The organism is Gottfriedia acidiceleris (assembly GCF_002128425.1).
GTDB lineage: Bacteria > Bacillota > Bacilli > Bacillales > Bacillaceae_G > Gottfriedia > Gottfriedia acidiceleris.
On sequence record NZ_NESS01000007.1, the window covers coordinates 57,041 to 80,242 of the forward strand.

The 23,202-nt window shown below is 32.7% G+C and carries 23 protein-coding genes; 4 read left to right on the forward strand and 19 right to left on the reverse strand.

The annotated features are described in order from the left end of the window. Window positions 1-48: 48 nt before the first annotated feature. On the reverse strand, window positions 49-822 hold the full coding sequence (locus B6K90_RS14230; protein WP_088013451.1) for an SDR family oxidoreductase: 774 nt from the start codon (window positions 820-822) through the stop codon (window positions 49-51). Window positions 823-1,194: 372 nt separating this feature from the next. On the opposite strand from B6K90_RS14230, the gene B6K90_RS14235 reads away from it, so the two are divergent. Next, entirely contained in the window at window positions 1,195-1,518 is a 324-nt protein-coding gene (locus B6K90_RS14235; protein WP_088013452.1) for a hypothetical protein, read from the forward strand. Between the two features lie 52 nt (window positions 1,519-1,570). Here B6K90_RS14235 and B6K90_RS14240 read toward each other — a convergent pair whose 3' ends face one another. The 6 genes from B6K90_RS14240 to B6K90_RS14265 form a co-directional block, all read right to left on the reverse strand. Continuing rightward, window positions 1,571-1,759: a hypothetical protein gene (locus B6K90_RS14240; protein WP_088013453.1), complete on the reverse strand. Its 189-nt coding sequence runs from the start codon at window positions 1,757-1,759 to the stop codon at window positions 1,571-1,573. Window positions 1,760-1,932: 173 nt separating this feature from the next. Further along, entirely contained in the window at window positions 1,933-2,784 is an 852-nt protein-coding gene (locus tag B6K90_RS14245; protein ID WP_088013454.1) for an EcsC family protein, read from the reverse strand. A 104-nt stretch (window positions 2,785-2,888) separates the two neighbouring features. Then, window positions 2,889-4,079: an acetate kinase gene (locus B6K90_RS14250; RefSeq protein WP_088013455.1), complete on the reverse strand. Its 1,191-nt coding sequence runs from the start codon at window positions 4,077-4,079 to the stop codon at window positions 2,889-2,891. A 90-nt stretch (window positions 4,080-4,169) separates the two neighbouring features. Then, window positions 4,170-5,162: a class I SAM-dependent methyltransferase gene (locus B6K90_RS14255; protein ID WP_088013456.1), complete on the reverse strand. Its 993-nt coding sequence runs from the start codon at window positions 5,160-5,162 to the stop codon at window positions 4,170-4,172. A 227-nt stretch (window positions 5,163-5,389) separates the two neighbouring features. Further along, window positions 5,390-6,523 carry an IS200/IS605 family element RNA-guided endonuclease TnpB gene (gene tnpB, locus B6K90_RS14260; RefSeq protein ID WP_088013457.1) on the reverse strand — a complete coding sequence of 378 codons (1,134 nt, stop codon included), beginning with the start codon at window positions 6,521-6,523 and terminating at the stop codon, window positions 5,390-5,392. A 473-nt stretch (window positions 6,524-6,996) separates the two neighbouring features. Then, a complete protein-coding gene (locus B6K90_RS14265; RefSeq protein WP_088013458.1) occupies window positions 6,997-8,040 on the reverse strand; it encodes a phosphatidylglycerol lysyltransferase domain-containing protein in 1,044 nt (347 codons plus the stop codon). A 166-nt stretch (window positions 8,041-8,206) separates the two neighbouring features. Here B6K90_RS14265 and proC point away from each other — a divergent pair, with 166 nt between their 5' ends. Beyond that, complete coding sequence (gene proC, locus B6K90_RS14270; protein ID WP_088013459.1) at window positions 8,207-9,013, forward strand: pyrroline-5-carboxylate reductase; 807 nt, start codon at window positions 8,207-8,209, stop codon at window positions 9,011-9,013. 122 nt (window positions 9,014-9,135) lie between these two features. On the opposite strand, the gene tpx is transcribed toward proC, so the two are convergent. From tpx to refZ, 11 genes are all read right to left on the reverse strand, one after another. Beyond that, a complete protein-coding gene (gene tpx / locus B6K90_RS14275) occupies window positions 9,136-9,636 on the reverse strand; it encodes a thiol peroxidase (RefSeq protein WP_088013460.1) in 501 nt (166 codons plus the stop codon). 91 nt (window positions 9,637-9,727) lie between these two features. Beyond that, window positions 9,728-10,171: a GerW family sporulation protein gene (ytfJ, locus tag B6K90_RS14280; protein ID WP_088013461.1), complete on the reverse strand. Its 444-nt coding sequence runs from the start codon at window positions 10,169-10,171 to the stop codon at window positions 9,728-9,730. Between the two features lie 12 nt (window positions 10,172-10,183). Next, a complete protein-coding gene (locus B6K90_RS14285) occupies window positions 10,184-10,690 on the reverse strand; it encodes a DUF2953 domain-containing protein (protein WP_167555372.1) in 507 nt (168 codons plus the stop codon). Between the two features lie 329 nt (window positions 10,691-11,019). After that, window positions 11,020-12,594 (reverse strand): amidohydrolase, encoded by a 1,575-nt coding sequence (locus B6K90_RS14290; RefSeq protein ID WP_167555373.1) that lies wholly within the window; start codon window positions 12,592-12,594, stop codon window positions 11,020-11,022. Between the two features lie 118 nt (window positions 12,595-12,712). After that, complete coding sequence (mbcS, locus tag B6K90_RS14295; RefSeq protein ID WP_088013464.1) at window positions 12,713-14,287, reverse strand: acyl-CoA synthetase MbcS; 1,575 nt, start codon at window positions 14,285-14,287, stop codon at window positions 12,713-12,715. 253 nt (window positions 14,288-14,540) lie between these two features. Beyond that, on the reverse strand, window positions 14,541-15,413 hold the full coding sequence (locus B6K90_RS14300; RefSeq protein ID WP_088013465.1) for an aldose 1-epimerase family protein: 873 nt from the start codon (window positions 15,411-15,413) through the stop codon (window positions 14,541-14,543). A gap of 283 nt (window positions 15,414-15,696) precedes the next feature. Further along, window positions 15,697-15,903, reverse strand: a complete 207-nt coding sequence (locus tag B6K90_RS14305; protein WP_088013466.1) for an alpha/beta-type small acid-soluble spore protein — start codon at window positions 15,901-15,903, stop codon at window positions 15,697-15,699. A gap of 82 nt (window positions 15,904-15,985) precedes the next feature. After that, window positions 15,986-17,215, reverse strand: a complete 1,230-nt coding sequence (gene thiI, locus B6K90_RS14310) for a tRNA uracil 4-sulfurtransferase ThiI (RefSeq protein WP_088013467.1) — start codon at window positions 17,213-17,215, stop codon at window positions 15,986-15,988. 4 nt (window positions 17,216-17,219) lie between these two features. Next, entirely contained in the window at window positions 17,220-18,362 is a 1,143-nt protein-coding gene (locus B6K90_RS14315) for a cysteine desulfurase family protein (protein WP_088013468.1), read from the reverse strand. A gap of 77 nt (window positions 18,363-18,439) precedes the next feature. After that, window positions 18,440-20,158: a septation ring formation regulator EzrA gene (ezrA, locus tag B6K90_RS14320; protein ID WP_167555374.1), complete on the reverse strand. Its 1,719-nt coding sequence runs from the start codon at window positions 20,156-20,158 to the stop codon at window positions 18,440-18,442. A gap of 257 nt (window positions 20,159-20,415) precedes the next feature. Continuing rightward, window positions 20,416-21,063: a forespore capture DNA-binding protein RefZ gene (refZ, locus tag B6K90_RS14325; RefSeq protein WP_088013470.1), complete on the reverse strand. Its 648-nt coding sequence runs from the start codon at window positions 21,061-21,063 to the stop codon at window positions 20,416-20,418. Window positions 21,064-21,210: 147 nt separating this feature from the next. On the opposite strand from refZ, the gene B6K90_RS14330 reads away from it, so the two are divergent. Further along, window positions 21,211-21,699 (forward strand): GAF domain-containing protein, encoded by a 489-nt coding sequence (locus B6K90_RS14330; RefSeq protein WP_088013471.1) that lies wholly within the window; start codon window positions 21,211-21,213, stop codon window positions 21,697-21,699. 300 nt (window positions 21,700-21,999) lie between these two features. After that, on the forward strand, window positions 22,000-22,602 hold the full coding sequence (gene rpsD / locus B6K90_RS14335; RefSeq protein ID WP_088013472.1) for a 30S ribosomal protein S4: 603 nt from the start codon (window positions 22,000-22,002) through the stop codon (window positions 22,600-22,602). Between the two features lie 156 nt (window positions 22,603-22,758). Here rpsD and B6K90_RS14340 read toward each other — a convergent pair whose 3' ends face one another. After that, window positions 22,759-23,127, reverse strand: coding sequence for a hypothetical protein (locus B6K90_RS14340; RefSeq protein ID WP_235821807.1), 369 nt, complete (start codon window positions 23,125-23,127; stop codon window positions 22,759-22,761). Window positions 23,128-23,202: the final 75 nt, after the last annotated feature.

Sequence of the window (23,202 nt, forward strand, 5' to 3'; positions counted from 1 at the left end):
TTTTTTACTATAAATTATGCTTTAAAAATAGAATTGTCCCATCAATTCTCATGATAATGGAATATGTCTGTATTTATTAATGACATCTAAGCCACCAGTGACTTCAAATATATCACCTGTTATAAAATCAGACTCTTCTTTACATAAAAATTGCACCATTCTTGCTATATCTTCTCCAGTTCCAGATCTTCCAACTGGCGCAAGACCTTTCCCTACTTTACTTGCTTCATTTTGATTTGCTTCTTTCATATCACCAAAAATATCCCCTGGACAAATCATATTAGATGTTATTCCGTTTTCAGCTTCCTCATAGGCAATTGTTTTAGTTAATGAAACTAGCCCTACTTTAGCTGCACTAAATGCAGAACGATAAATCCACCCTGAAGCTGAATTGGCACCTTGAAATCCATAATTTATAATACGTCCATATTTCTGCTTTCTCATAATTGGAATAATTTGCTTTAAAAGATAAAACACGCTGTGCAAATTTCCATACATCAAGTATTCCCACTCTTCATCAGTGTAGTCAGCCAGTTTTTTACGGTTAAATAAATATGGGCCCGCATTATTGATAAGACAATCAACCCTACCGAATTTCTCCATCGTTTTTGAGACAATCTCATTAATAAATAGTTTATCGCAAATATCACCTTTTACAAAAAGAACACGGTCCAAAGAATCCTTCCATTCTTCTTTTCGCTCTTTGACAGCTTGTTCATCAGAAAAGTACGTAACAGTTACTGAATAACCTTCGTTTAAAAATGCTTCAGTTACTTTCTTCCCTAACCCCTTTGATCCTGCCGTAATGACAGCATGCCTCATAAAACTCTTCCTTTCATATCTAAATAATTTTATCTATTTGTGAAAATCATCTAGATAAATCAATCAATTGTATGTATTTGTAAGATTTATTCTAATTAATCTTTTTAATAGGTCTTAACTCAAAAAGCAATCCTTTAAAAATTATGTCATTATCCTATATAGAATATCTTTATTTTAGTAAGATTATTTTATTAAATGATAACTATGTTTTCTATTATTATGAATTATTTTCCTTTTATTTTAATAATTTTTATTTTTAGATTTTAGGCTATTTACATACAATTTTAATTTCATAAATCTAGAAATTTAAAAATCAGTATGTTTCACATATTTTTTTCAATGTATAATATAGTCATGAGGGGGAGTAAATAAATGTTACAAGATTATTTTTCATATGATGAACGATTAGGTATTTTTCTACCAAGCCTAAAGCTGGATTGGGAAGATTACTCTCGCGATCAACAACTAATGATTCTTACGGAATGGGAATATATCCGAGGTGAAATACCTGATCTAATTAAGCGTTTAGAGTTTTCGATTAATCATAAACAAGAACAATTAAATCATGAATCCAATTTTGCTTTGAGCTGTAAATTAAATTCTGAAATTGCAGAATTAGCATCTATTATTAATGATCTTTGGATTTGGTTTAGAAGTAACCAACAAATGTCCAATGATACAAAAATACATGGTTAAAAAGCTAACAATAAATTTGTTAGCTTTTTTTGTACCTCTATTATAAATTTCCTTATTCATTTTCGCGCTTTTGAATTTGTAAAAGCGTCTCTCCGATTGTTTTCAGTTCCTCTTTGAGTCGGATCGTTTCATTCGCAACTTTATCGGATGAGGTTTCTTTAATTTGCTTGCTAAGTTCGTCCATCACTTTTCGTAACTTCCCGATGGATTGTTCGAGTTGAAAACTTGATGTAGGCTTCATAATTGCCTCCTTGAATGGTTTTCTTTTAGCATACCACATACTCGTTTGCAACCAAACGGATAATCGATCAGCTAAGAGTAATAAGACAATGGAACATTATTTCGATATTGTCTCATTCAACAATCAAAAGAAGCTAACAGTTAATTTGTTAGCTTCTTTAAATTTTAATTTTTTTAATCTATAGGCTCCTGATTTACCCGTTCTGATAATATACGATATTGATAAAATTTCTTTGTATATTCTAATACGTTTTTTGTAAACGATTCATTCCATTTTGACCCTACAGTAACTCCTAATAAAGGAATACCGCCTAAAACCTTATTCCGTAATGAATGGATCATTAATAACTTGCACATTTGTAATAGGACTGTGTAATAAATCCCTTCGCCCTTAAATTCATTTTCCCAAGTTGCAAATACGTCTGAATCCTCATGCTTTAATATATCGTTCATTAAATTACTCCAAACAACATATTTTTCAGCCGATGGAAGGATTGCGCCTTGTAATACTTTTAAGCTACATTCCATCTCTTTTGGAATACTTACATCATATCCATAACAAAGGGCTATTTCTTGTACAGTTTTAAGATTAATAAATAACAATGCCGGTAAATCACCAAATAAAGCAAGCTTTGTATTAGTTCCACTAATTCCTCCTTGAACACTTGAAACTATTAATGCTTTCGATATTTCTTGCTCAGCTAAAAAATTCAATTGTCTTAATGGTAACTTTCTTAAATCACTTATTGTCTTAATATCACTTCTTAAAATTTGTGCTCGATTAAGTATATCTAATTTCTTTTCTTGAAACTGTTTTGTTGTTTGTATTAAAGATTGAGTGTGGAAAAAAGCAGTTGAAAAAAATTCATTAAAAGTATTCGAATAGCTCTGAGGTATTTTTTGGAGGAGAAAATTAGAAGCATTTTGATACATAAGTTCTAATTTATTTAAATTTTGCTGTTGTTGTTTCTTTTCAATCAAATCGTTAAGTTCAAGCCATAAATTATACTCTTTCATTTGATCCATACTATCACCTCGAATATAAAAAACGTAGAGCCAAAAAGTGAACTCAATTTAAGAATATGAGGTCATCTATTTTTGTATGCTCTACGTTTATGCTTACTTATTGATTATTTCATTCCAACTCGTACTACATCTCTTGCGATTACAACTTCTTCATTAGTAGGAATTACGATAACCTTAACTGGAGAGTGATCAAAGCTAATGAATGCTTCTTTTCCTCTAAAGTTATTTTTACTTGGGTCAAAATAAACACCCATAAATTCAAGACCTTCTAATACGGCTTGACGAATTTCTGGACCATTTTCACCAATACCAGCAGTGAAGATAATCGCATCTACACCTTTCATACGTGCAGCATAAGATCCTAAATATTTGTGAATACGTTCAATGAATACACTTTGAGCGATTTTAGCTCGTTTATTACCTTCTTCAGCTGCAGTCTCAATATCACGTAAGTCACTTGAGAATCCAGAGATACCAAGCATACCACTTTGTTTATTTAATACATCAAGTACTTCTTCAGCTGTTTTACCTGTTTTTTCCATAATAAATGGGATTAAAGCTGGGTCTAAGTTACCTGAACGAGTTCCCATTGTTACACCAGCAAGTGGAGTGAATCCCATTGAAGTATCGATTGATTTTCCACCTTCAACTGCAGCAATACTTGCACCATTTCCTAAGTGACATGAAATAAGTCTTAGCTCTTCAAGTGGCTTACCAATTAATTCAGCAGCTCTTTCCGTTACATACTTATGTGATGTACCGTGGAATCCATATTTACGAATACCAAATTCCTTATAGTACTCATAAGGTAAGCTATATAAGTAAGACTCTTCAGGCATTGTTTGATGGAACGCAGTATCAAATACAGCAACTGCAGGAACATTTGGTAATAATTCTTTAAATGCACGAATACCAACTAGGTTTGCTGGGTTATGAAGTGGTGCTAAATCTGAAAGTTGATCAATTTGTTGTTCAACTTCTTCAGTAATTAAAGCAGAATCTGTAAATAGTTCTCCACCGTGAACTACACGATGTCCAACTCCATGAATTTCATCGAATGAAGAAATAATTCCTAAACCTGTTAGCTTTTCAAGAAGCATTTTTACTGCAACAGAGTGATCAGCAATATCAGTTACTTCTTTAATTTTTTCCCCGTTTACAGTAATTACAAAAACGCTATCCTTTAAACCGATACGTTCTACTAAACCAATTGTAAGTACTTTTTCGCTAGGCATTTCAATTAATTGAAATTTTAATGACGATGAACCTGCATTAATAGCAAGAATATTTGCCATGTTTTTACATCTCCTTTAAACATGAAACTGTTATATTTTTTTAGCTGAAATTATTATAACACAAATTAGTTTACGTGTTTAAAAGTTCAATTATTGTAAATTTTCTTTAAACCATTCGTTCATTTGAAGCATAATATCTTCAACTGCCTTCATATTCGTTAACTTAGGAAAATCAACTAATAAAGCCTGTTTTGGCTTCTTCATATTTTCTGCATTTTTGCGGATTATTAATATACTTTTTTGATGTCTTTCGTCCTTAAAGGCAGATACTGGCAACTGTATCAATCCTTGAATAACACCTGTTTCATTAATATAGCTCTGTAATTGGGCAGATTGCTCAGAAGTAAATAAATGATTTGGAACTAGCGAGATGAAAAATCCTCCAGATTTTAAGTAGTTCATACTTTGCTCAATAAATAAATGATGAGCATAAGACATGCCTTCTTTTGCTTTTAAAGTAAACTCTTTTGCACGTTCAGCATTCGGATAAAAACCAATTGGTAGGTCACAAACAACAAGATCGACCGGGTCTACAAATAAAGGTGCTAAACTATCTTGATTAAATAGTTCTACTTCATGTCCTAATAAGTTACCCATCACAAATGCGATTCTAACAAGAACGTCGTCTACATCTATTCCAACAGATTCAGTAAACTTATCTTTTGAGGAATTTAAAATTGTTAATAAAAGATTTCCGGTACCAATTGCCGGATCTAAAATAGTTAAATTTTGTTTACCTTCAGTTAGTTTTCCAACTAAATAAGTAATAATAAAAGCAATACCGTCTGGAGTCATTTCATGGTTTGTTTGTACCCCTTGCTTCATACCTTTTAAAATTGCTAATTGAAATGCTCTACGAATACTCTCGTTATCTTTTGATGCCGATGTAAATTGAGTAATTGTATTCATAAGCTTATCTTTTTGTGAACCATTAATTTCTTCTTGTAAAACTTCTCCTTCAAAGAAATTTTCGCCTGTTTCAATTAATGCCTCTAAATAAGATATCTCTAAATCATCTTTTAAACACTCTGTCGATTCATCTATGTAATTAAATAAAAATTCCACCGAATTCTCTTTTACCATTTTTTATTCCTCACTTTCATAATAGAACAGTCATTGTTTTTCATTATACGTATGGCATTTAAACGTGTCCACTTTATTGAGCTACTCACCACTTAACACCTTTACTGGTTGTTTGAAGTGGGAGATTCTTGGGAACAGAGCATACTTGCTAGTGTTATTTCTTTGCCAGCAGAGGTTACTCTTATTTACCAAGCTATCCCCGTAGATTCCTACGGTTCTTTGCTTATTTATGCCAAAGCCAATGCTCGTAAGCCTTCAGCTAGAATATTTTTACTGGCATTTATATCTCGATCGTGATGTTGATGGCAAATAGGACAGGTCCATTCCCTGATTGCAAGTGATTTCTTGCAGTCTTTGTGCCCACAATCAGAACATATTTGGGTGGATGGGAACCATTTACTTACTTTCATGATTGTTTTACCATACCATGTAGCTTTGTATTCTAATTTAGATACAAATGCAGACCATGATACATCAGAAATCGATTTGGCTAATTTGTGATTACGTAACATTCCTTTCGTATTCAGGTTTTCGCTACAGATTATATCGTGGTTTTTGATTATTTCTGTACTCAACTTGTTAAGGAAATCATCACGTTGATTCATTACTCTTTCGTGTAATCTAGCGACTTTTCGTTTTTGTTTCTGATAGTTTTTTGCATCTAAAAGGTTAATCCCATTCTGTTTAGCATGTAACGCACGTCTTGAAAGTTTTCGCTGTTCACGTTTTAGTTTCTTTTCCATTTTGGCAGTAAATTTATTATTGTCAATCTTGCGACCGTCAGAAAAAATGGCAAAATCAGTGATACCTAGGTCTATACCAATCGATAATTTAGATTTCTCCATTGGTTGTACTTCTAGTTCTGCAAGAATGGATACAAAGTATTTTCCACTTGGATTTCTTCTAACGGTAGCATTCAGAACACGACCATGTAATTCGCGACTTTTAGCAAAGCGAACAAGACCAAGTTTAGGTAGTTTTATTTTGTTTCCGACAACGGCAATATTTCCGTTTGTTTCTTTTGTTGTATATGATTGAACTCGATTCTCTTTAGACTTAAAGCGTGGTGCGTTATTCAACTTTTTGAAGAATCGTGAATACGAATCTGCGAGGTTTTTCAGTGAGGATTGAAGAGCAATACTGTCAACTTCTTTAAGCCATACTAATGCTTGTTTCAACTTTGTTAATTCAGCAGAACAAGAATTGTACGTTAAACCTTTGCCAGTTTCTTTGTATGTGTCGTTCCATTGTCCTAAAAAGTGATTGAATACAAAACGACTACATCCAATAGTTTTTGCGATTAGTGTTTCCTGTTCATTAGTTGGATAGATACGAAATTTATATGCTTTTTTGACTAGCATTGTTTTCACCTCTCTTTATTACAACTACAAGATTGTAATATATTAAGAATACTGATTATCTCTATTTAAATTCATTGTAATCTCAGCCCTTCTCTTACTCAATAATGAATAGATCAATGAGATATGAAACGGGCAACAAAAAAAGCCTTTAGGCATACGCCTAACCGACATTCATCTACCACCTATTACTGGTATTTCACACCTTCATGTAATTGAGGAAGGAGTCTTCTTTCGGAAAATGATAAATTCTTCTATTAGAAAGTATTTGGTTTTTTCAATAAATTTTAATCCATTACTGTTAATTTAATTTTAATTGATGAATGTTTACTTTTATTTAATACAATTTGAACTTTTTATGTAGTTTTTAATTTTTTTGTATTGAACTGGAATTAATGGCATTATGACGAACAGTATCTTTTTCACGGAGCAATAATGAAAAGCATAAAAAAAGACCTCTTATATAGAGGCCCTCGTTAACTAATTTTTACTTTCTTCTTTACTAACGGCTTCTTAAAACGGGTTATATAGTTCAAAGATTTTGTTCCATGAACTAAGCGATATAAGTTTGTGATAACAGATAGTAATGTATATGGTTTGTATGCTAAGTACTTTGATTCCCATTTATTTGCAAATTTGCTTTTAAAGGTTAATAATCCTTTGAAATTATAAATTGAGTTACCATATTTAAAGATCATCTTTGCAGATTTTTCTACGATTGTTGATTTTGAATCTTGGCCAACGTTTGCTAAAGGGGCCATTCCAAGACTACAACTTCTAAATCCATTTTCTTTTGCCCAAAACATAATTGAGACAAAAAGCATATCCATCGTTCCATATGGTAATTCTTTTAAATATCTCATTAAATCAATTGTTATATTTTTGCCTTGAATCGGTAATGTCGCAAAAGCAATAACTTGACCATTTTTATCCCTTAAAATTCCTATAGGAAAATTTGAAACATAATCAAAATGAAATGAACCAACAGAAAAAGATAACTCTTCTCTTCCGTTTAACCATACATCCGAAACCACTTTTAGCTCTTGAAGTAGACCTATAGAATGTCCAGGCATAGCCACTTCGAATTGATATCCTTGTCGAATGAATTTGTTCCTTTTTGTTCTTAGTTTTGCTCCTTTTTTACCTGCAATTTCAAAATATTCTAGTTCAACTATTGCTTCTTCACCTAATTTTAACAATCGATAGCCAGCTTTTTCATACAGCATTTTTGAGCTTTCATCTATTTGATAAAAGCATGGAGTACATTTTATACTCCTAGAATAATTTTCAAACTCCTTTAGTTTTTCAAAAGAAATCTCTCCAATTGGATCACATAGAACAACTAATTTATTACTCTGTTTACGGTAAACAAATGCAGACTTTTTATCTTCTGAAAGAAATACTTTTTTATCACCAAGTAATCCTAAATGTGTTAATGAAGTTCCACCATATGTTTGAATAAGTTGTTGAATAATCTCAATTGTAGTTTTTTGATTTGATTCTTTTAAAATTTGTTTCATAATACCCCCAAAATAAAGAGTCAATTTTCTTTACAATTTCTATTTTACAAAAAATAATTCCTTGTGGATATCCATTCATTAGATTTTTTTAATAATGTATCATTTGGTAATATTTAGCCCCTCCTGTATAATTCAACTTATTAAAATATAATGGATGTGAGAACGAATGAATAAGAAGATTGGTTTTATTGGTTGCGGTAAAATGGCCCAAGCAATGATTGGTGGGTTAATTGATTCGAATGTAATTGAGAAGAATCAAATTTATGTAAGTGCAAGGTCTAATGAAACGCTTGTCAAAGTGAAAGATTTATATAATGTTCAAACGTTAAATAGTAATATCGATATAGCAAAGCAAGTTGATTATTTGTTTTTAGCAGTTAAACCTGATTTATATCCAACTATTATTGAAGAAATTAAAGAAGTTGTTTCTACTAATACTGTAATCATCACGATTGCCGCTGGAATTACTTTAGAGGGTGTTGAAAAATCATTCGGTAAAGAGGTTAAAATCGTTAGAACGATGCCAAACACACCTTCATTAGTCAGGGAAGGCATGAGTGTACTTTGTCATAATCAAATAGTAACTGATGAAGAGTTAAGCGAAGTAATGGAAATATTCAATAGCTTCGGAAAATGCGAATTAGTAAATGAAAAATTAATGGATGCGATTCCAGCAATTAGTGGTTCTTCTCCAGCATATGTTTACTTAATGATTGAAGCTTTAGCAGACGGAGCTGTATTACAAGGTATAAAGCGAGACCAAGCATATAAATTAGCTGCCCAAGCAGTCCTAGGAGCAGCAAAAATGGTACTTGAAACTGAATTACATCCTGGAGAATTAAAGGACCAAGTTTGCACACCAGGTGGTGCAACAATAGAAGCGATTGCCGAATTAGAAAAACAAGGCTTTCGATCATCTATTATTTCAGCTATGGAACGTTGCACTGAGAAATCGGTATCACTCGGAAAGTAATCTTCGTAGTCTGATACCCTAGTTGAGGCATTCATATTTGTGAATGTCTTTTTTAATGCCGAAAAAAAAAAGCTGCCGAGATCTACTCGACAGCCATTTACCTCTTAAAAGAGATATTGTTATTATTTTGCAGCTTTTACAGCTTCAATTGCTGCTTCATAATTTGGATGAGTTGTGCCTTCAGCAACATACTCAACGTAAGTAACAACATCATTTGAATCTACTACGAATACTGCACGAGCTAATAAACGTAATTCTTGCATTAAAACACCAAATGCTTCACCAAAAGATGCATCACGGTGATCTGAGTAAGTATGTACATTTTCTAAACCACTTGCAGCACACCATCTTTTTTGTGCGAATGGTAAGTCCATTGAAATTGTTAAAACTTCAACGTTTTCTACGTTTGATAATTCTTCGTTAAAACGACGAGTTTGTGCATCACAAATACCAGTATCTACAGAAGGTACAGCGCTAATTAAGCGTACTTTACCTGCTGAAGCCTCTAAAGTTACTGGGCTTAAATCGTTTGCTAAAACAGTAAAGCTTGGAGCTTTGTCTCCTACTTTTACTTCTTGTCCAATAAGAGTTACTGGATTGTTTTTAAATGTTACAGATGCCATGATATTTCCTCCCAAAGTTACAAAATGTTCACAACATTTATCTTACTGGAAGGAAACCTTTAATGCAATTAACTTTACTTAAATTTTATATTTAATCTAAATCTGTATCAAAATCTGGCTCATGTTTATCTGAATCATCTTTTTTCTTCATATATTTTTTTACTTTTTCTAACGCTTGTGGCGTTAAATCCATTAGCTTTTCAATTAAATGTGTATTTTGATCTAAGTGAAGTAGTTTAACACCATCTTTGCTTACAATTAAAAATGCAATTGGAGTGATTGATGCTCCTCCACCTGTACCTCCTCCAAATGGATGTGGACTTCTTACTTCAGCTTCCTTAACACCATCTACTAAATGGTAATTTCGAAATTCACTTCCACCAGCTGCAAAGCCAACCCCAACTTTTGATACGGTTAAGATTAAGCTTCCATCAGGTGTTGAAATTGGATCACCAATAATTGTATTTACATTAATCATTGCTGATAAGTTTTCCATTGCCGCGTGCATTAAGTCTCCAATAGGATGTTGACTCATTGTTAATCACCTCTAATTAGTTTCGATTGGATGTGTTACTTTAAAGTCTTTTCTAGTTTTCAAATATGCTTTAAGTAATAATAATCCCGCAAAGACAGCTTTTCGTACCGAAAATGAAAATCGAATCTTACCAGTAGTTTCCATTACGGATGTATAATAGTTCGGCGTGATATCTATAGTTGGTGGATGATGTAATATCGTAAATTTCTTTAATAAGTTTTCAAAAATTCCGATCGCACTATAAGCTGTTCCAATAGATATCCCTGTTAAAGCAGAATTTCCGACACCGAAATGAATATGATAAGTTAAATTGTAAATTTGTACTGTGTTTAAAAATTTTGTAATGATAGTATGTCCGTTGGAGTATAAATTTATGAAAAAATCAATTTGTTGTAAAACAGACAAATCTCTCTTTTTCTCTAAATCTGAAACGTCTTCCTTTACCTCTTTCGGTCTCTTTAAAGGAATCGTAAAAGAAAAACGCAATAGGTTATTCAAAATAGACAGTTTAATATTCATAAATCGTTCTTCATTTGTATAAACAGAAAGTATATTGACCCTCATATTTATAAAAAGCACGAAAAATATTAACAGTAAAACTACGATCGCAATAAAAATTAGAATCGAGTATATGTAAAGCAAAAAACCACCCTTTTTTGTATCAGTATGGGCAAACCATCTTCCGGATAAACAAAAAAGAATGGTAAAATTACATACCATTCTTTCAAGTAGTGAAATATAGGATAGCCAAATTAATAATACAAATACTTTTTGAACTTCGTTGATAAATCCGTGTTTTTAGTGGAAATGATAACTGCTAGGACAGTCCCGTTTGCCCTTTCATTACCTTACCCATGTTTCTTATAGACAATATTTCCTCGGCAAATAGTTTCATTACATTTTACATACAGTAGATCATCTTTTTCTAGCTCAAAAGGATTTTCATCAAATAAAATAAAGTCAGCTGTATACCCTTCTTTTATGAGACCTCTTTTGTCTTCTTGACGAAACGAAGCCGCACTATCTATCGTATAAAGTTTAATTGCTTCATATAAACTAATTGCTTCCTCGATATTATATGCTACCCCATCTTTTGCTTTTCGGGTAACCGCTGTATATATACCTTGCCACGGGTTGATTGTATCAATTGGAGTATCTGAACCATTTGCTATTGCGATTGATTCTTTTAGCAGTGATTTAATTAAATAAGCATATTCATTTCGGCTTTGACCAATACGTTCAACTAGCCATGGATAATCGGCATATAAAAATGAGGTTTGTACATCTACAACGATGTTTAATCCTTTCATTTCCTCTACTAATTTTGGGGATAAAAGTGCACAATGTATAAATCGATCTGGTAGCTTACTATGATTAGGATACTTTTTAACTACTTCTATAGCTTGCTTTACAGCTAGATCTCCAATCATATGGAATGCTATTGGCAATTCATTTTCACGCGCTTTTTTTGTAATTACTTCTAATTTTTCTGGAGAAGTCACTTGTAATCCTGTTATGCTTTGATCGTCTTCATAAGGTTTTTCTAATAGTGCAGTGCGACCTCCAAATGAACCATCAATAAACGCTTTTACACCTCCAAATGATACGTTCTTATTACCATTATGTAATCTTCCTTTGACTTCATCCAAAGTCGAATGATGAATTAATACATGAGTATGGAATGGAACTTCATTTAACAATTCCTCATATAAATCTATCACTAGATTTGCGTTTCCATAGTAGGATAAATCTTCTGTTACCGCTCCAACGATACCGTATTGATAACAATCTTTAATTGCAGAAATAATTGCTTTTGACAAATACAAATCGTCAGGTGCCGGCATCGCTTTTATGATTAAATTAACGGCTTCATCATACAATAACCCGTTTAAACGACCATCCTCTGAACTGCCAATTTGTCCTCCTTCGATTTGCGTATGTACATTTATTGATGCATGACTAATTGCAATCGAATTTACAAAATAGACATGTCTACAAGTTCTTTTTAATACAATTGGATTTGTGTTTGATAAACTATTTAAATCATCAATGCAGAATAATGCATTTGATTCCCATTCGTTTTCATTCCATCCTTCTCCGACGATCCACTCATTTGGGTGAGCGTCCTCTATAACACTTTTCATTCGTGCAAGCATTTCGTCATATGATTGACACTTTGACAAATCTACACGGTTCATCGCTTCACCATGTCCAATTAAATGTAAATGACTATCAATAAAACCTGGAAAACCGATTTGTCCATTACAATTAATTTTCTCAAATTCTTCACCTTCTAAATAAGAAAGTAAATCTTCATATTTTCCTGTTTTTAAAATGTGTTCACCTTCAGTAATGATTGAGTCTACAGTTTCCCCTTCACTTTCCATCGTATAAAATAAACCATTATGCCAAAGCTTCTTCATTTCATGCCACCATCCGTTCATTAAATAAAAGTTGTTTCATTTATTACTTTGCAAACATAAAAATCGTCCTAAAATCAAAAAAGAGGGAATATTCCCTCATTTTAACATAAGTAATTATTTAATTCGATTCACGTAATTGTTCCATCGCGCGTAATTCTACTCGGCGAATTTTACCAGAAGTTGTTTTTGGTAGTTCTTGGACAAATTCAATTTTTCGTGGATATTTATATGGAGCAGTAATTTTTTTCACGTGTTCTTGTAGCTCTGATACTAACTCTTCTTGATTTGTGGCATTTTCAGTCAAAACAACAAAAGCTTTAACAATATTACCACGTAATGGATCTGGACTAGCTACAACCGCACATTCTTTTACAAGCTTATGTTGCACTAACGCATCTTCTATTTCAAATGGACCAATTGTATAGCCTGAACTAATAATAATGTCGTCACTACGTCCATCAAACCAATAGTAGCCATCTTCGTCTTTCCTAGCTCGGTCACCTGTTAAGTAATACTCACCTTTTCTTTGTGCTTTTGTACGCTCCATATCATTATAATAATGTTTAAATAATGCAGGAGAGCTTAAATGTACTGCGATATGCCCCACTTCATTAACCCCAAGTGGATTTCCTTGGTCATCAACGATTTCAACTAAGTTTCCTGGCGTTGGAATACCCATTGAGCCTACTTTCGCTTTAATATCCTTCATCGTGCCGATTAATAATGTATTTTCAGTTTGTCCATAACCATCTCTTACATCAACATTGAAATGTTTTTTAAATGTGCGGATCACTTCTTGATTTAATGGCTCACCTGCTGATACAGCACTTCTTAATGCAGGTAATTGATATTGATCTAGATTTTCAACCTTTGCCATAAATCGGTATTCGGTTGGCGTACTACAAAATACAGTAATATTTTGCTCCTTAAGCAATGTTAGGAAAGTACCTGCATCAAATTTGCCCTCATAAAAGAACCCTGTTGCTCCGCTGCCTAATGTCGCTAAAAATGGACTCCATATCCACTTTTGCCATCCTGGCCCTGCAGTGGCCCATACAGTATCATCTTCAGTCACATCTAGCCAATTCGAAGCAACTGTACGAATGTGGGCAAATCCCCAACTGTGGGTATGTACAACACCTTTAGGATTTCCAGTCGTTCCAGACGTATATGAAATAAACGCTAAGTCATCACTTTTTGTTTCCACAGTTAATACATGTGCTCCACTAATTGCTTGGTCATTCAATGAAGTCCATATTGTTTGTTGATTATGAATAGTAAATAATTTATATTTTCCAGTTTTAGCAATATCGCTAAATGTACCTAAATATTCATCATGCGATACAATCGCTTTTACATCACCATGTTCAAGACGGTATTGAATATCCTTAACCGTTAACATTTCAGATCCTGGGATTACAACACATCCAATTTTTAAAATAGCTAAATAAACTACATAAGTCTCAATACATCTTGGCATCATGACAAAAAGTTTGTCCCCTTTATCAATGCCACTATTTTTGAATGTAAAAGCATATTGGTGAACTTTATTATAAAGTTCCTTATATGTTATTTGATGGGATTCTCCATTTAGGTCAACCCACTTTAACGCCACTTTATCAGTTGAAGCAAATTTTTCAATTTCCCAAACGAGATTATATACTTTTGGAGCGATTAAACTTGTACTGTTCATCTTAGTTAGTCCCCCTTTTGATCATTACTAAAATTATATTTTGAATTTTGCAAAATAGAATAATAATGGTTTCGTTAATTGTATAGTCAATTCCTGCTATTTTCCGACTATTTTTCAGAAAATTTAAACAGAAATCAACAAAAAAATAAACTACCTAAAAAAGATAGTTTATTTTCACGGTAGAACCAATACAGGATGCTCTCATTCTATGTAACGATACTTAAACTCCTTGTCACGTACCTTTTCCTGCAAATCAATCACTTTCAACTGTAATACTGTATGTACAAGTAAATGTTTCATTTGGATTTAGAATTTGAATACCTAGTTTATTTTTCATTTCTTTTACTGGGCCGATTTCATCTGCAATTCCATACCATGGCTCAATACAAAGAAAAGGTGCTGTTTGTGTAGTCCATATTCCAATGTATGGAAACCCTTCAAAATGAACTTTGATTATATTATTATGATTTTTCGAACGTATTGTCAGCACGTTTTTATTAAGTTTTTCAAATATTAATGCGTCATCCTTAAACAGTTCTCGAGTTAATGGTAAGTTTTTAATATTTTGAGCGATCAGTTCTCTTTTACCACTTCGATATGGTCCTTCTAATTTAATTGTTTCTAATCTTTCTTCTTCTTCAAACTGTAAGTAATAATCCTCAAAAGTTTCATCTTCCTTTAGAGGTATGTTAAAAGCTGGATGAGCCCCTATTGAAAATGGCATTGATTTTTGATCATTATTCGTTACGACATATTTAATAAAAACAGTATTGTTCTTAATTTTATAATTAATATTTAATGAAAATTGAAATGGATATTTTAAAAGAGTTTGTTCACTACTGATTAGCTCATAGTTGATCTCGTCTTCATTTATTTCAGTTAATTGGAAATCCATATCTCTTGCAAACCCATGTTGAGAAAGCTCATAGACTTTATTATCCACTTTATATTGATTATCAATTAATTTACCTACATTCGGAAATAAAACAGGTGCATGTCTCCCCCAATATGCTGGATTAGCATTCCATAAATAATTTAAATTATCTTTTTTTGTATAGATCCCCGTCAACTCTGCTCCCTGTGATTTAGTTGTAATTTTAATAAATTCATTTTCAATATTTGACATGAACAGGTCTCTCCTTTAATTTATTCCCTCTATTATAGCAAAGATTAATCTCAATATTAAATCTGCCGAAAAGTGTATAGCGATTTAGATTTCAGGCTACCTGAAAACATTTTCCTTTTGAGGCACGAAGCTTGTGAGAAGTGGAGTAACCTTTTGACGGTAATGAGCACCGCGCTCAAGCAGGCGAAGTAACGTAGAAAGCAAGCGTTTTGCATGTAGTCTGAACAAATAGAAAAGAGGTAGGTTTTACCCTACCTCTTAATCCATAATTATTTAAAATTCATTATCTTGAATATCCACCAAGGCTTTGTTCAGCCATTTGTACTAAACGTTTTGTGATTTCACCACCAACAGAACCATTCGCACGAGAAGTAGAATCTGGGCCAAGTTGTACTCCAAACTCTGTAGCAATTTCATACTTCATTGCGTCGATAGCTGCTTGAGCGCCAGGTGCTACTAAATTATTACTTGAATCATTTCTATTTGACATGTGTTGTCACCTCCTTGTGAGTATAGAGTGTGATAAAACGCATGTCTTCATTCATATTTTTACTGGTAATTTTTAGTAATTTTTATAAAAGCGCGTCGATATCGATTTCTTCTTCTTTTGTTGCCGTTTGATTTCGAATCATTTCGTTCTCAAAAATGATTGATTCTCTATTAACTACAGCTTCATTTATTAGTTCTGTAAAGTCAAAACGACTTTCAAAACGAGCCACTTTATCACGTTTTGGTTTTGTAGTTGGATTAGCTGGTGTAAAAATTGTACAGCAATCCTCATAAGGTCTAATACTGATATCATAAGTATCAATTTTTTTAGCAATATCCATAATTTCTAATTTATCCATAGCTAATAGTGGTCTTAAAACTGGATAATTAGTTACTTCATTGATTGTATGCATACTTTCCAAAGTTTGGCTTGCCACTTGACCTAAGCTTTCACCAGTTGCTAAAGCAAGTGCTTTTCGATCAACAGAAACTTGCTCAGCAATTCTAAGCATAATACGTCTCATGATTGTCATAGTGTAGCTAGCAGGCATTTCTTTATGAATTGCTTTTTGAATTTCAGTAAATGGGATAACATGTAAAGTTACTCGTTTACAATATCTAGTTAGTTTACTTGCTAAATCAATTACTTTTTGTTTTGCACGATCACTCGTAAATGGAGGACTTTCAAAATGAATCGCTTCTATTGACACGCCTCGTTTTAGCAACATGTACGCTGCTACTGGACTATCGATTCCTCCTGATAGTAATAACATAACTTTTCCGCCAACTCCAACTGGATAGCCACCAGCACCAAATTCTTCTCCACAAGTAATATAAGTTGCATCATCACGTACTTCTACTCGAACAGCTACATCTGGATTATGTACATCTACAGTTAAGTGTTCTGTATTTTGAAGTATATACCCACCTAGCTCGCGGTTTAACTGTGGCGTATTCAATGGGAATTGTTTATAACTACGTTGTACGTTCACTTTAAACGTTTTAACGCTATCACCAAGCTCGTTAATAGCTTCAAGAGCACCTTCTTTAATTGCTTCTAATTCAGTAACAACTTTTCTAGCATAACTAAACGTATGAATTCCAAAAACTTCTTTTAAATTAGCAGCAACTTTTTCATGGTCTTCACCATTTAATTTTATATACATACGATCACGAGTTGCAGTGATCTTAATTTTTTCAAAAGCTTTTAATCGATTTCGAACATTTTCTCTTAATATACTTGTAAATCGTCCTCGATTTTTTCCTTTTGTAGTCATTTCTCCATAACGAATTAAAATATATTCTACATTCATGCTGTTACCTCATTACTTTATATAAATTTTTAATTACTTCTTTAATTATCTTATTAAACTGCTCTACTTCATCCATTGTATTTTCATAAGAAAGACTTATTCTGACAGCACTACTTGCTACTTTCTCGCTTTTACCCATACTTTGTAATACACGGCTTATCTCAAAAGTTTTAGAAGAACATGCCGATTTTGTAGATATAAAAACATTTTCTTCAGATAGAGCATGTACAATTACTTCAGGCTTTAATCCTACAAATGAAATATTTATTATATGAGGAGCAAAATCTGATTGTGGTGAGTTCATCACTGCGCCGTCAATCATTTCCAAATGTTGAATAAGCTCATTTCTCATTTTATATAGGTGGTCTTTCATTGTTTTTTGTTTTTCTAGTGTGATTCTTAATGCTTTAGCCATCGAAACAATTCCTGCAAGATTTTCCGTTCCTGAACGAATCTCTCTTTCCTGTGAACCACCTGTCATTAAAGATGATAATGTTACACCATCTCTAATATATAAAATTCCAGTTCCTTTTACACTGTGAAATTTATGACCAGAAATAGATAATAAATCGATCGCAGCTTGTTTAATATTTAACTGTACTTTACCTACCCCTTGAACAGCGTCAACATGGAAAAATACTTTTGGATAATCCATTAATAACTGCCCAATTTCAGTTATTGGTTGGATTGCTCCTGTTTCATTATTTACATGAATGACAGAAACTAGTATCGTATCATCTCTTAACGCTTTTTTTAATTGGTCAACAGAAATAAACCCATCTTCGTTTGGGGATAAGTAGGTTACTTCAAATCCAAGATCCTCTAATTGTTTATAGGCTTCATAAATTGACGGATGCTCAATTTCAGTCGTAATCAGATGTTTTCCTCTTGAACGATGCATCATGGCCGTTCCTTTTATTGCTAGATTATTACCTTCTGTTCCACCTGATGTAAAGATGATCTCAGATGGTTGAACAGATAAAAGTTCTGCAATTTGGTTTCTAGCTTTTGAGAGTAATTGCTCTGAGCGTCCACCAAGCTTATGGATTGAGGACGGATTTCCAAAAAACTGTTCTGAAACAGTAATATATGTGTCTAACACCTCTTTATAAGGTTTAGTAGTCGCACTATTATCAAAATAAATCATTTTTTTTCGTACCTCCATATTGCTTGAGTCCATTTTTCATTATATCTGAAAACAGACGAAACCCCTAAGATTTTCATCTATAGGGGTAGTGTGTACTTTTGTTCATTTAGTATTTCTTGTAATTTATCGATTGCACCAGGTTCAACTTTTTCAATTGAAACAGCAGCTTCTTCTAGAGCTTCATTATATTGGAATTCTCTAAATAATTGCTCTGCCTTGTCCATTGACGTTGCCATTTGTACATTTGTACTTCTATAGCGATTTCCATATTGTATCACTTTTTCAACGAAATATCCTTGTTCAATCATATATTTCGTATCATTATAGCAATCATTTACAGCTTTTGTTGCTTTTTCTAGTAAAAATGATACATGCGTCATTTTTAATGGCTTTTTCTCTAATTCCAAATAAACAATTTGCATACTTTCTTGAGCATCTTGTATTTGCTTCATAGAAGAAACTGGCATACCAGGTAAATTAGAAATTTGAACAAGACGTTTGACCTCTAACATTAATCGTTTCATTTCAATTAATTGATCACGAGCTTGTAATTCATCTTTTCGAAGTGCTTTTAACATTTCAACATACATCAAATGAGATTCTTTAACATCTTCCATTTGCTTTTTTAATAAATCTAATTCTTCCCTTATTACAGAAAATGCAAGGTCTTGCTCTGCCACACGAATCTGCAATAATTCAAAGCGTTTTGTAATGATACTTACTTGCTTTTCAACCATTTTTTGAGCGTGAGTATCTTCATCACTTAATTCATAAATTTGCTGAACTAATTGAGTCTCTTCTTTTGTTTTTAAATTATCTTCTCGAATACTTTGAATTTCTTCTTGAGAAGTCCATATTTCTTTTTCTACTACAAATTTACTCTCTACTTCTTTTTCTAATAAATCATAGATTGAATCGACTTTTGTTTTTACGTATTCAAGCTTATCATTCGCTTCTGTGATTTCTAGTTTTTTAATTAATTCGACACAGTCGATACATATTTTTGAACATTCAATTGTTTCATTTTCTAATGCTTCAAAATCAAGCACATATCCGTCTGCTTTCATTTGCTTTAATCCATCAGTTAAATTATGTATTTGAGAAGGCATTGTAGTAGAAGATTCAATATATAAATCCGGTATGATTTGCATATTTGTTTTCAATATATGTACTTGATCTGCAATTTCTTTTACTAATACTCTTGCCTCTAAATAATTTCCTTTTTCAGTTGTTTCATTAAATAATTGGACTTGTTGTTTAATTTCATCCATCTTTTGTTCCAACTGAGTTTCAGAAATTGAATATAAATGACGATGAGTTAATAAAAGCTTTCTTTGCTCAAGATACTCTTGGTTTAACAATTCAATATCCGAATTATTTTGTTCTTCACTACCTACTAAGTCGCTTACTTCATTTAGAATTTTTTCAACGCTTGATTCTGCTTCACTTAGTCTTCCTTCAATTTCACTAATCCCTGTTTTTGCTTTCATGAAATGATATTTATTAATTGCCTCATCTATTACGTAGATCGAATCAGTTACTTTCGGTAAATAAGTTGTAACTAGTTCATCCCAATCAGTTCTCCATTTTTCAAATAGCTCTTCCGTTTGGCCAGTCATATTTAAGGCCTTTAGCTTTGAAAGTTCATCCGTAACGGGCTTACTCATTAACTGCATTCTCCACGCTTCAAGTTCATCGAGTTTTTTGAATAAACGTTGTCGAATTGTTAAGGCTACAATCATTAATGCGATAACAATACCTATTACGACTAAAATTACATAGAATGTCATTGTCATTTTCCCTGATGTACCTCCTCTACTTGCCATCTAAATCTATTTATCTGTACGTTATTTATTGAATTAATTAGTCACCCTTTATTTAGGTCATAGTTAATAATAACATGATAAAGTTGATTTTTGGCTTAATTTTTTCAATTTTTTCATATTTTTATCAAACTATAATAAATACTGTAAAAGCTTGTAGAAATTTCAGATTTTTAATCAACGAAAAACGCCTTTTTATTGTGATTTCCCACAATGAAAAAGGCGAACTTTTAGGATGAAAGTTCTATTCGACTAATTAAACTCTCATCCATATCTAGTAGTGATTCAATCCACTTCTCTACATACTCTTTATACCTATCAAAAAAATAAAGATCATTTTGTTGTATATACAGTACTTCATTTAAATAGATTGGAAATAGGTACGGTGTTGAAAGGAAGGATTTTAACTGGACGAAAAATACGGAAAATGGCATCGTTAGTTTCGAATTTGAAAAACGAATAGCATCATAAATTTGGGTAAAAGTATAACGCTCTCTTGCTAAATATGTCATCATAATTTCACGAATGAAGACAGAGTCCATTGTCAGCTCTCTGTAAAAAATCGAAGCATATTCCTTTTTTAAATAGTAATAATTAAGTACTTCACCAACAAGATTCATTAAAATTAAATTAGCGTTTTTATCATACAATGCCAAACAATGCTTATCTAAAATTTCAACGTATCCTTCTAAAAACTCTACTATAATATGTTCAAGTAAACCCTGTTTACCTTTAAAATAATATGAAATCGTCGCAATATTTACATTTGCTTTTTTAGAAATATCCCTAACAGAAGTACCATGGTATCCATTAATTTTAAATAACGTAAGCGCTGTCTCGATGACTTTCTTCTTTGTTGCAAGTTTATCTTGCTCCATACTCGTCACCCTCTTTTTACAACATGAATTCCTTTATTAATTAACGAAATTATAATAAATTCCTCTACAAATCGGTCGACAAAATTACCAGTATTCTTTCGAAATATGCTATTATATTTCACATGAAATAGGGAAAGGGGTCTACAAATGTTTCAAAAAGTCGAATATTCAGGTACGAAAGAACAACAATATACTACTCTAACAGCCCAAGTTAAAGCTTTAATAGATGGTGAACATAACTTAATTGCTAATTTAGCAAATACATCTGCCTTATTAAATCAGTTTTTACACCAAATAAATTGGGTTGGATTTTATTTAAAAGATGGAGATCGTGATGAATTAGTTTTAGGTCCATTTGTAGGTCTACCTGCATGTGTGCGTATACCATACGGCAAGGGAGTTTGCGGTACATCTGCCCAAACAAAAACTGTTCAAAGAATCGATAATGTTCACGAATTCCCTGGGCACATCGCTTGTGACGCAGCATCAAATTCTGAGATCGTTATTCCTTTAATGCATAATGGAGAAGTAATCGGAGTATTAGATATCGATAGTCCGGAATTCAATCGTTTTGATGAAATGGATCAAAAATACCTTCAAGCGATCGTAAATTTAGTTGAAGATACAATTAAATAAGAGAGTTTAATCTCAAAAAGCAATCCTTTATCGGATTTCTTTATTCTTATTATACAAAGTTAAGAATAAAACTGGCCTTGACTATTTTATACTATCTGGTTATAATATTCTTTGTGTAAAATAACGCAGCGTTGTAAGCACATGCTTGATATTTATTTTGTTCCTCTACTGTTAAAGAGGTGTCATCGCGTAACTCTGGCTGCTGGAGCGAGGATACATGAAAGCAAAATAAACAAGACTTGGGGCTACACGAACGTTTTTATTTTACTCCAAAATAAAAACTAAAGGAGGAGACAATCAATGTCTCGTTATACAGGATCTACTTGGAAATTATCTCGCCGTTTAGGCATTTCATTAAGCGGAACAGGTAAAGAATTAGAAAAACGCCCTTACGCACCAGGTCAACATGGACCTAACCAACGTAAAAAATTATCAGAATACGGTTTACAGTTAACTGAAAAACAAAAATTACGTCACATGTACGGTGTTAATGAGCGTCAATTCCGTCGCACTTTTGATATCGCTGGTAAATTAACTGGTAAACACGGTGAAAACTTCATGATCTTATTAGAAACTCGTTTAGACAACGTAGTTTACCGTATGGGTCTTGCTCGTACTCGTCGTGCAGCTCGTCAATTAGTTAACCACGGTCACATCATGGTTGATGGCAAACGTGTAGACATTCCATCTTTCCGTGTGAAAATCGGTCAAACTATCAGCTTACGTGAAAAATCACAAAACTTAGCTGTAGTTAAAGAAGCTGTTGAAGTTAACAACTTTGTACCTGAGTACATCACTTTCAACGCTGACAAATTAGAAGGTACTTTCAACCGCTTACCAGAGCGTTCTGAATTACCAGCTGAAATCAACGAAGCTCTTATCGTTGAATTCTACAACCGTTAATAATATCGCTTCTAGAAGTGATGAAAAACCTCAATCAAACTTGATTGAGGTTTTTTTATTATTTTACACACCGTTAATATGTAAAAAAAAGCCCTCGACTTTACTCGAAGGGCTACTTATGCGGAAATGAGAGGTGTATTAAAATAACCTTTTATATTATTTTAATTTCACTACCGCTAAGTCATGTTGCATTGCATTATTACCACTCATAGGATCAAATGCAATGTCACTAAGTCCAAATACATTTACTACAACATCACGATCTTTCGGATGAAGAATTCTTATTTCATAAGCAAATAAAGTTGCTGGAAGTTGGAAAGATCTAAATGTTCTATATTGATTTGGTGGAATTGTTACTGTAGATGGATCAACCATAGGAAGAATAACTGGTGAACCGCTAGACCAGTCAAACATTAAAACACTCACAGAACGAGAGTCATCCGGGTCAACATTAAGAGCTTCAACTGTTAAAAACTGAGTACTAGAATGTCTTCTTAGTACGCCAGTTGATAAAAATTTTGCCATCAACGTCACTCCTTTCATATTATTTGGACAAGCAAATCCATATAATATAAAATGCTTCATTCAAAAAAATGAAAC

What these genes read in the sequence shown, in the direction of transcription:
- rpsD (WP_088013472.1), top strand. Translation starts at nt 22,000, where the DNA reads ATGTCTCGTTATACAGGATCTACTTGGAAATTATCTCGCCGTTTAGGC.
- mbcS (WP_088013464.1), bottom strand. Translation starts at nt 14,287, where the DNA reads ATGAACAGTACAAGTTTAATCGCTCCAAAAGTATATAATCTCGTTTGG.
- thiI (WP_088013467.1), bottom strand. Translation starts at nt 17,215, where the DNA reads ATGAATGTAGAATATATTTTAATTCGTTATGGAGAAATGACTACAAAA.
- B6K90_RS14340 (WP_235821807.1), bottom strand. Translation starts at nt 23,127, where the DNA reads ATGGCAAAATTTTTATCAACTGGCGTACTAAGAAGACATTCTAGTACT.
- B6K90_RS14255 (WP_088013456.1), bottom strand. Translation starts at nt 5,162, where the DNA reads ATGGTAAAAGAGAATTCGGTGGAATTTTTATTTAATTACATAGATGAA.
- B6K90_RS14330 (WP_088013471.1), top strand. Translation starts at nt 21,211, where the DNA reads ATGTTTCAAAAAGTCGAATATTCAGGTACGAAAGAACAACAATATACT.
- B6K90_RS14230 (WP_088013451.1), bottom strand. Translation starts at nt 822, where the DNA reads ATGAGGCATGCTGTCATTACGGCAGGATCAAAGGGGTTAGGGAAGAAA.
- B6K90_RS14245 (WP_088013454.1), bottom strand. Translation starts at nt 2,784, where the DNA reads ATGGATCAAATGAAAGAGTATAATTTATGGCTTGAACTTAACGATTTG.
- B6K90_RS14305 (WP_088013466.1), bottom strand. Translation starts at nt 15,903, where the DNA reads ATGTCAAATAGAAATGATTCAAGTAATAATTTAGTAGCACCTGGCGCT.
- B6K90_RS14315 (WP_088013468.1), bottom strand. Translation starts at nt 18,362, where the DNA reads ATGATTTATTTTGATAATAGTGCGACTACTAAACCTTATAAAGAGGTG.
- B6K90_RS14250 (WP_088013455.1), bottom strand. Translation starts at nt 4,079, where the DNA reads ATGGCAAATATTCTTGCTATTAATGCAGGTTCATCGTCATTAAAATTT.
- tnpB (WP_088013457.1), bottom strand. Translation starts at nt 6,523, where the DNA reads ATGCTAGTCAAAAAAGCATATAAATTTCGTATCTATCCAACTAATGAA.
- tpx (WP_088013460.1), bottom strand. Translation starts at nt 9,636, where the DNA reads ATGGCATCTGTAACATTTAAAAACAATCCAGTAACTCTTATTGGACAA.
- ytfJ (WP_088013461.1), bottom strand. Translation starts at nt 10,171, where the DNA reads ATGAGTCAACATCCTATTGGAGACTTAATGCACGCGGCAATGGAAAAC.
- B6K90_RS14235 (WP_088013452.1), top strand. Translation starts at nt 1,195, where the DNA reads ATGTTACAAGATTATTTTTCATATGATGAACGATTAGGTATTTTTCTA.
- refZ (WP_088013470.1), bottom strand. Translation starts at nt 21,063, where the DNA reads ATGGAGCAAGATAAACTTGCAACAAAGAAGAAAGTCATCGAGACAGCG.
- B6K90_RS14265 (WP_088013458.1), bottom strand. Translation starts at nt 8,040, where the DNA reads ATGAAACAAATTTTAAAAGAATCAAATCAAAAAACTACAATTGAGATT.
- B6K90_RS14300 (WP_088013465.1), bottom strand. Translation starts at nt 15,413, where the DNA reads ATGTCAAATATTGAAAATGAATTTATTAAAATTACAACTAAATCACAG.
- B6K90_RS14290 (WP_167555373.1), bottom strand. Translation starts at nt 12,594, where the DNA reads ATGAAGAAGCTTTGGCATAATGGTTTATTTTATACGATGGAAAGTGAA.
- proC (WP_088013459.1), top strand. Translation starts at nt 8,207, where the DNA reads ATGAATAAGAAGATTGGTTTTATTGGTTGCGGTAAAATGGCCCAAGCA.
- B6K90_RS14240 (WP_088013453.1), bottom strand. Translation starts at nt 1,759, where the DNA reads ATGAAGCCTACATCAAGTTTTCAACTCGAACAATCCATCGGGAAGTTA.
- B6K90_RS14285 (WP_167555372.1), bottom strand. Translation starts at nt 10,690, where the DNA reads ATGAATATTAAACTGTCTATTTTGAATAACCTATTGCGTTTTTCTTTT.
- ezrA (WP_167555374.1), bottom strand. Translation starts at nt 20,158, where the DNA reads ATGACAATGACATTCTATGTAATTTTAGTCGTAATAGGTATTGTTATC.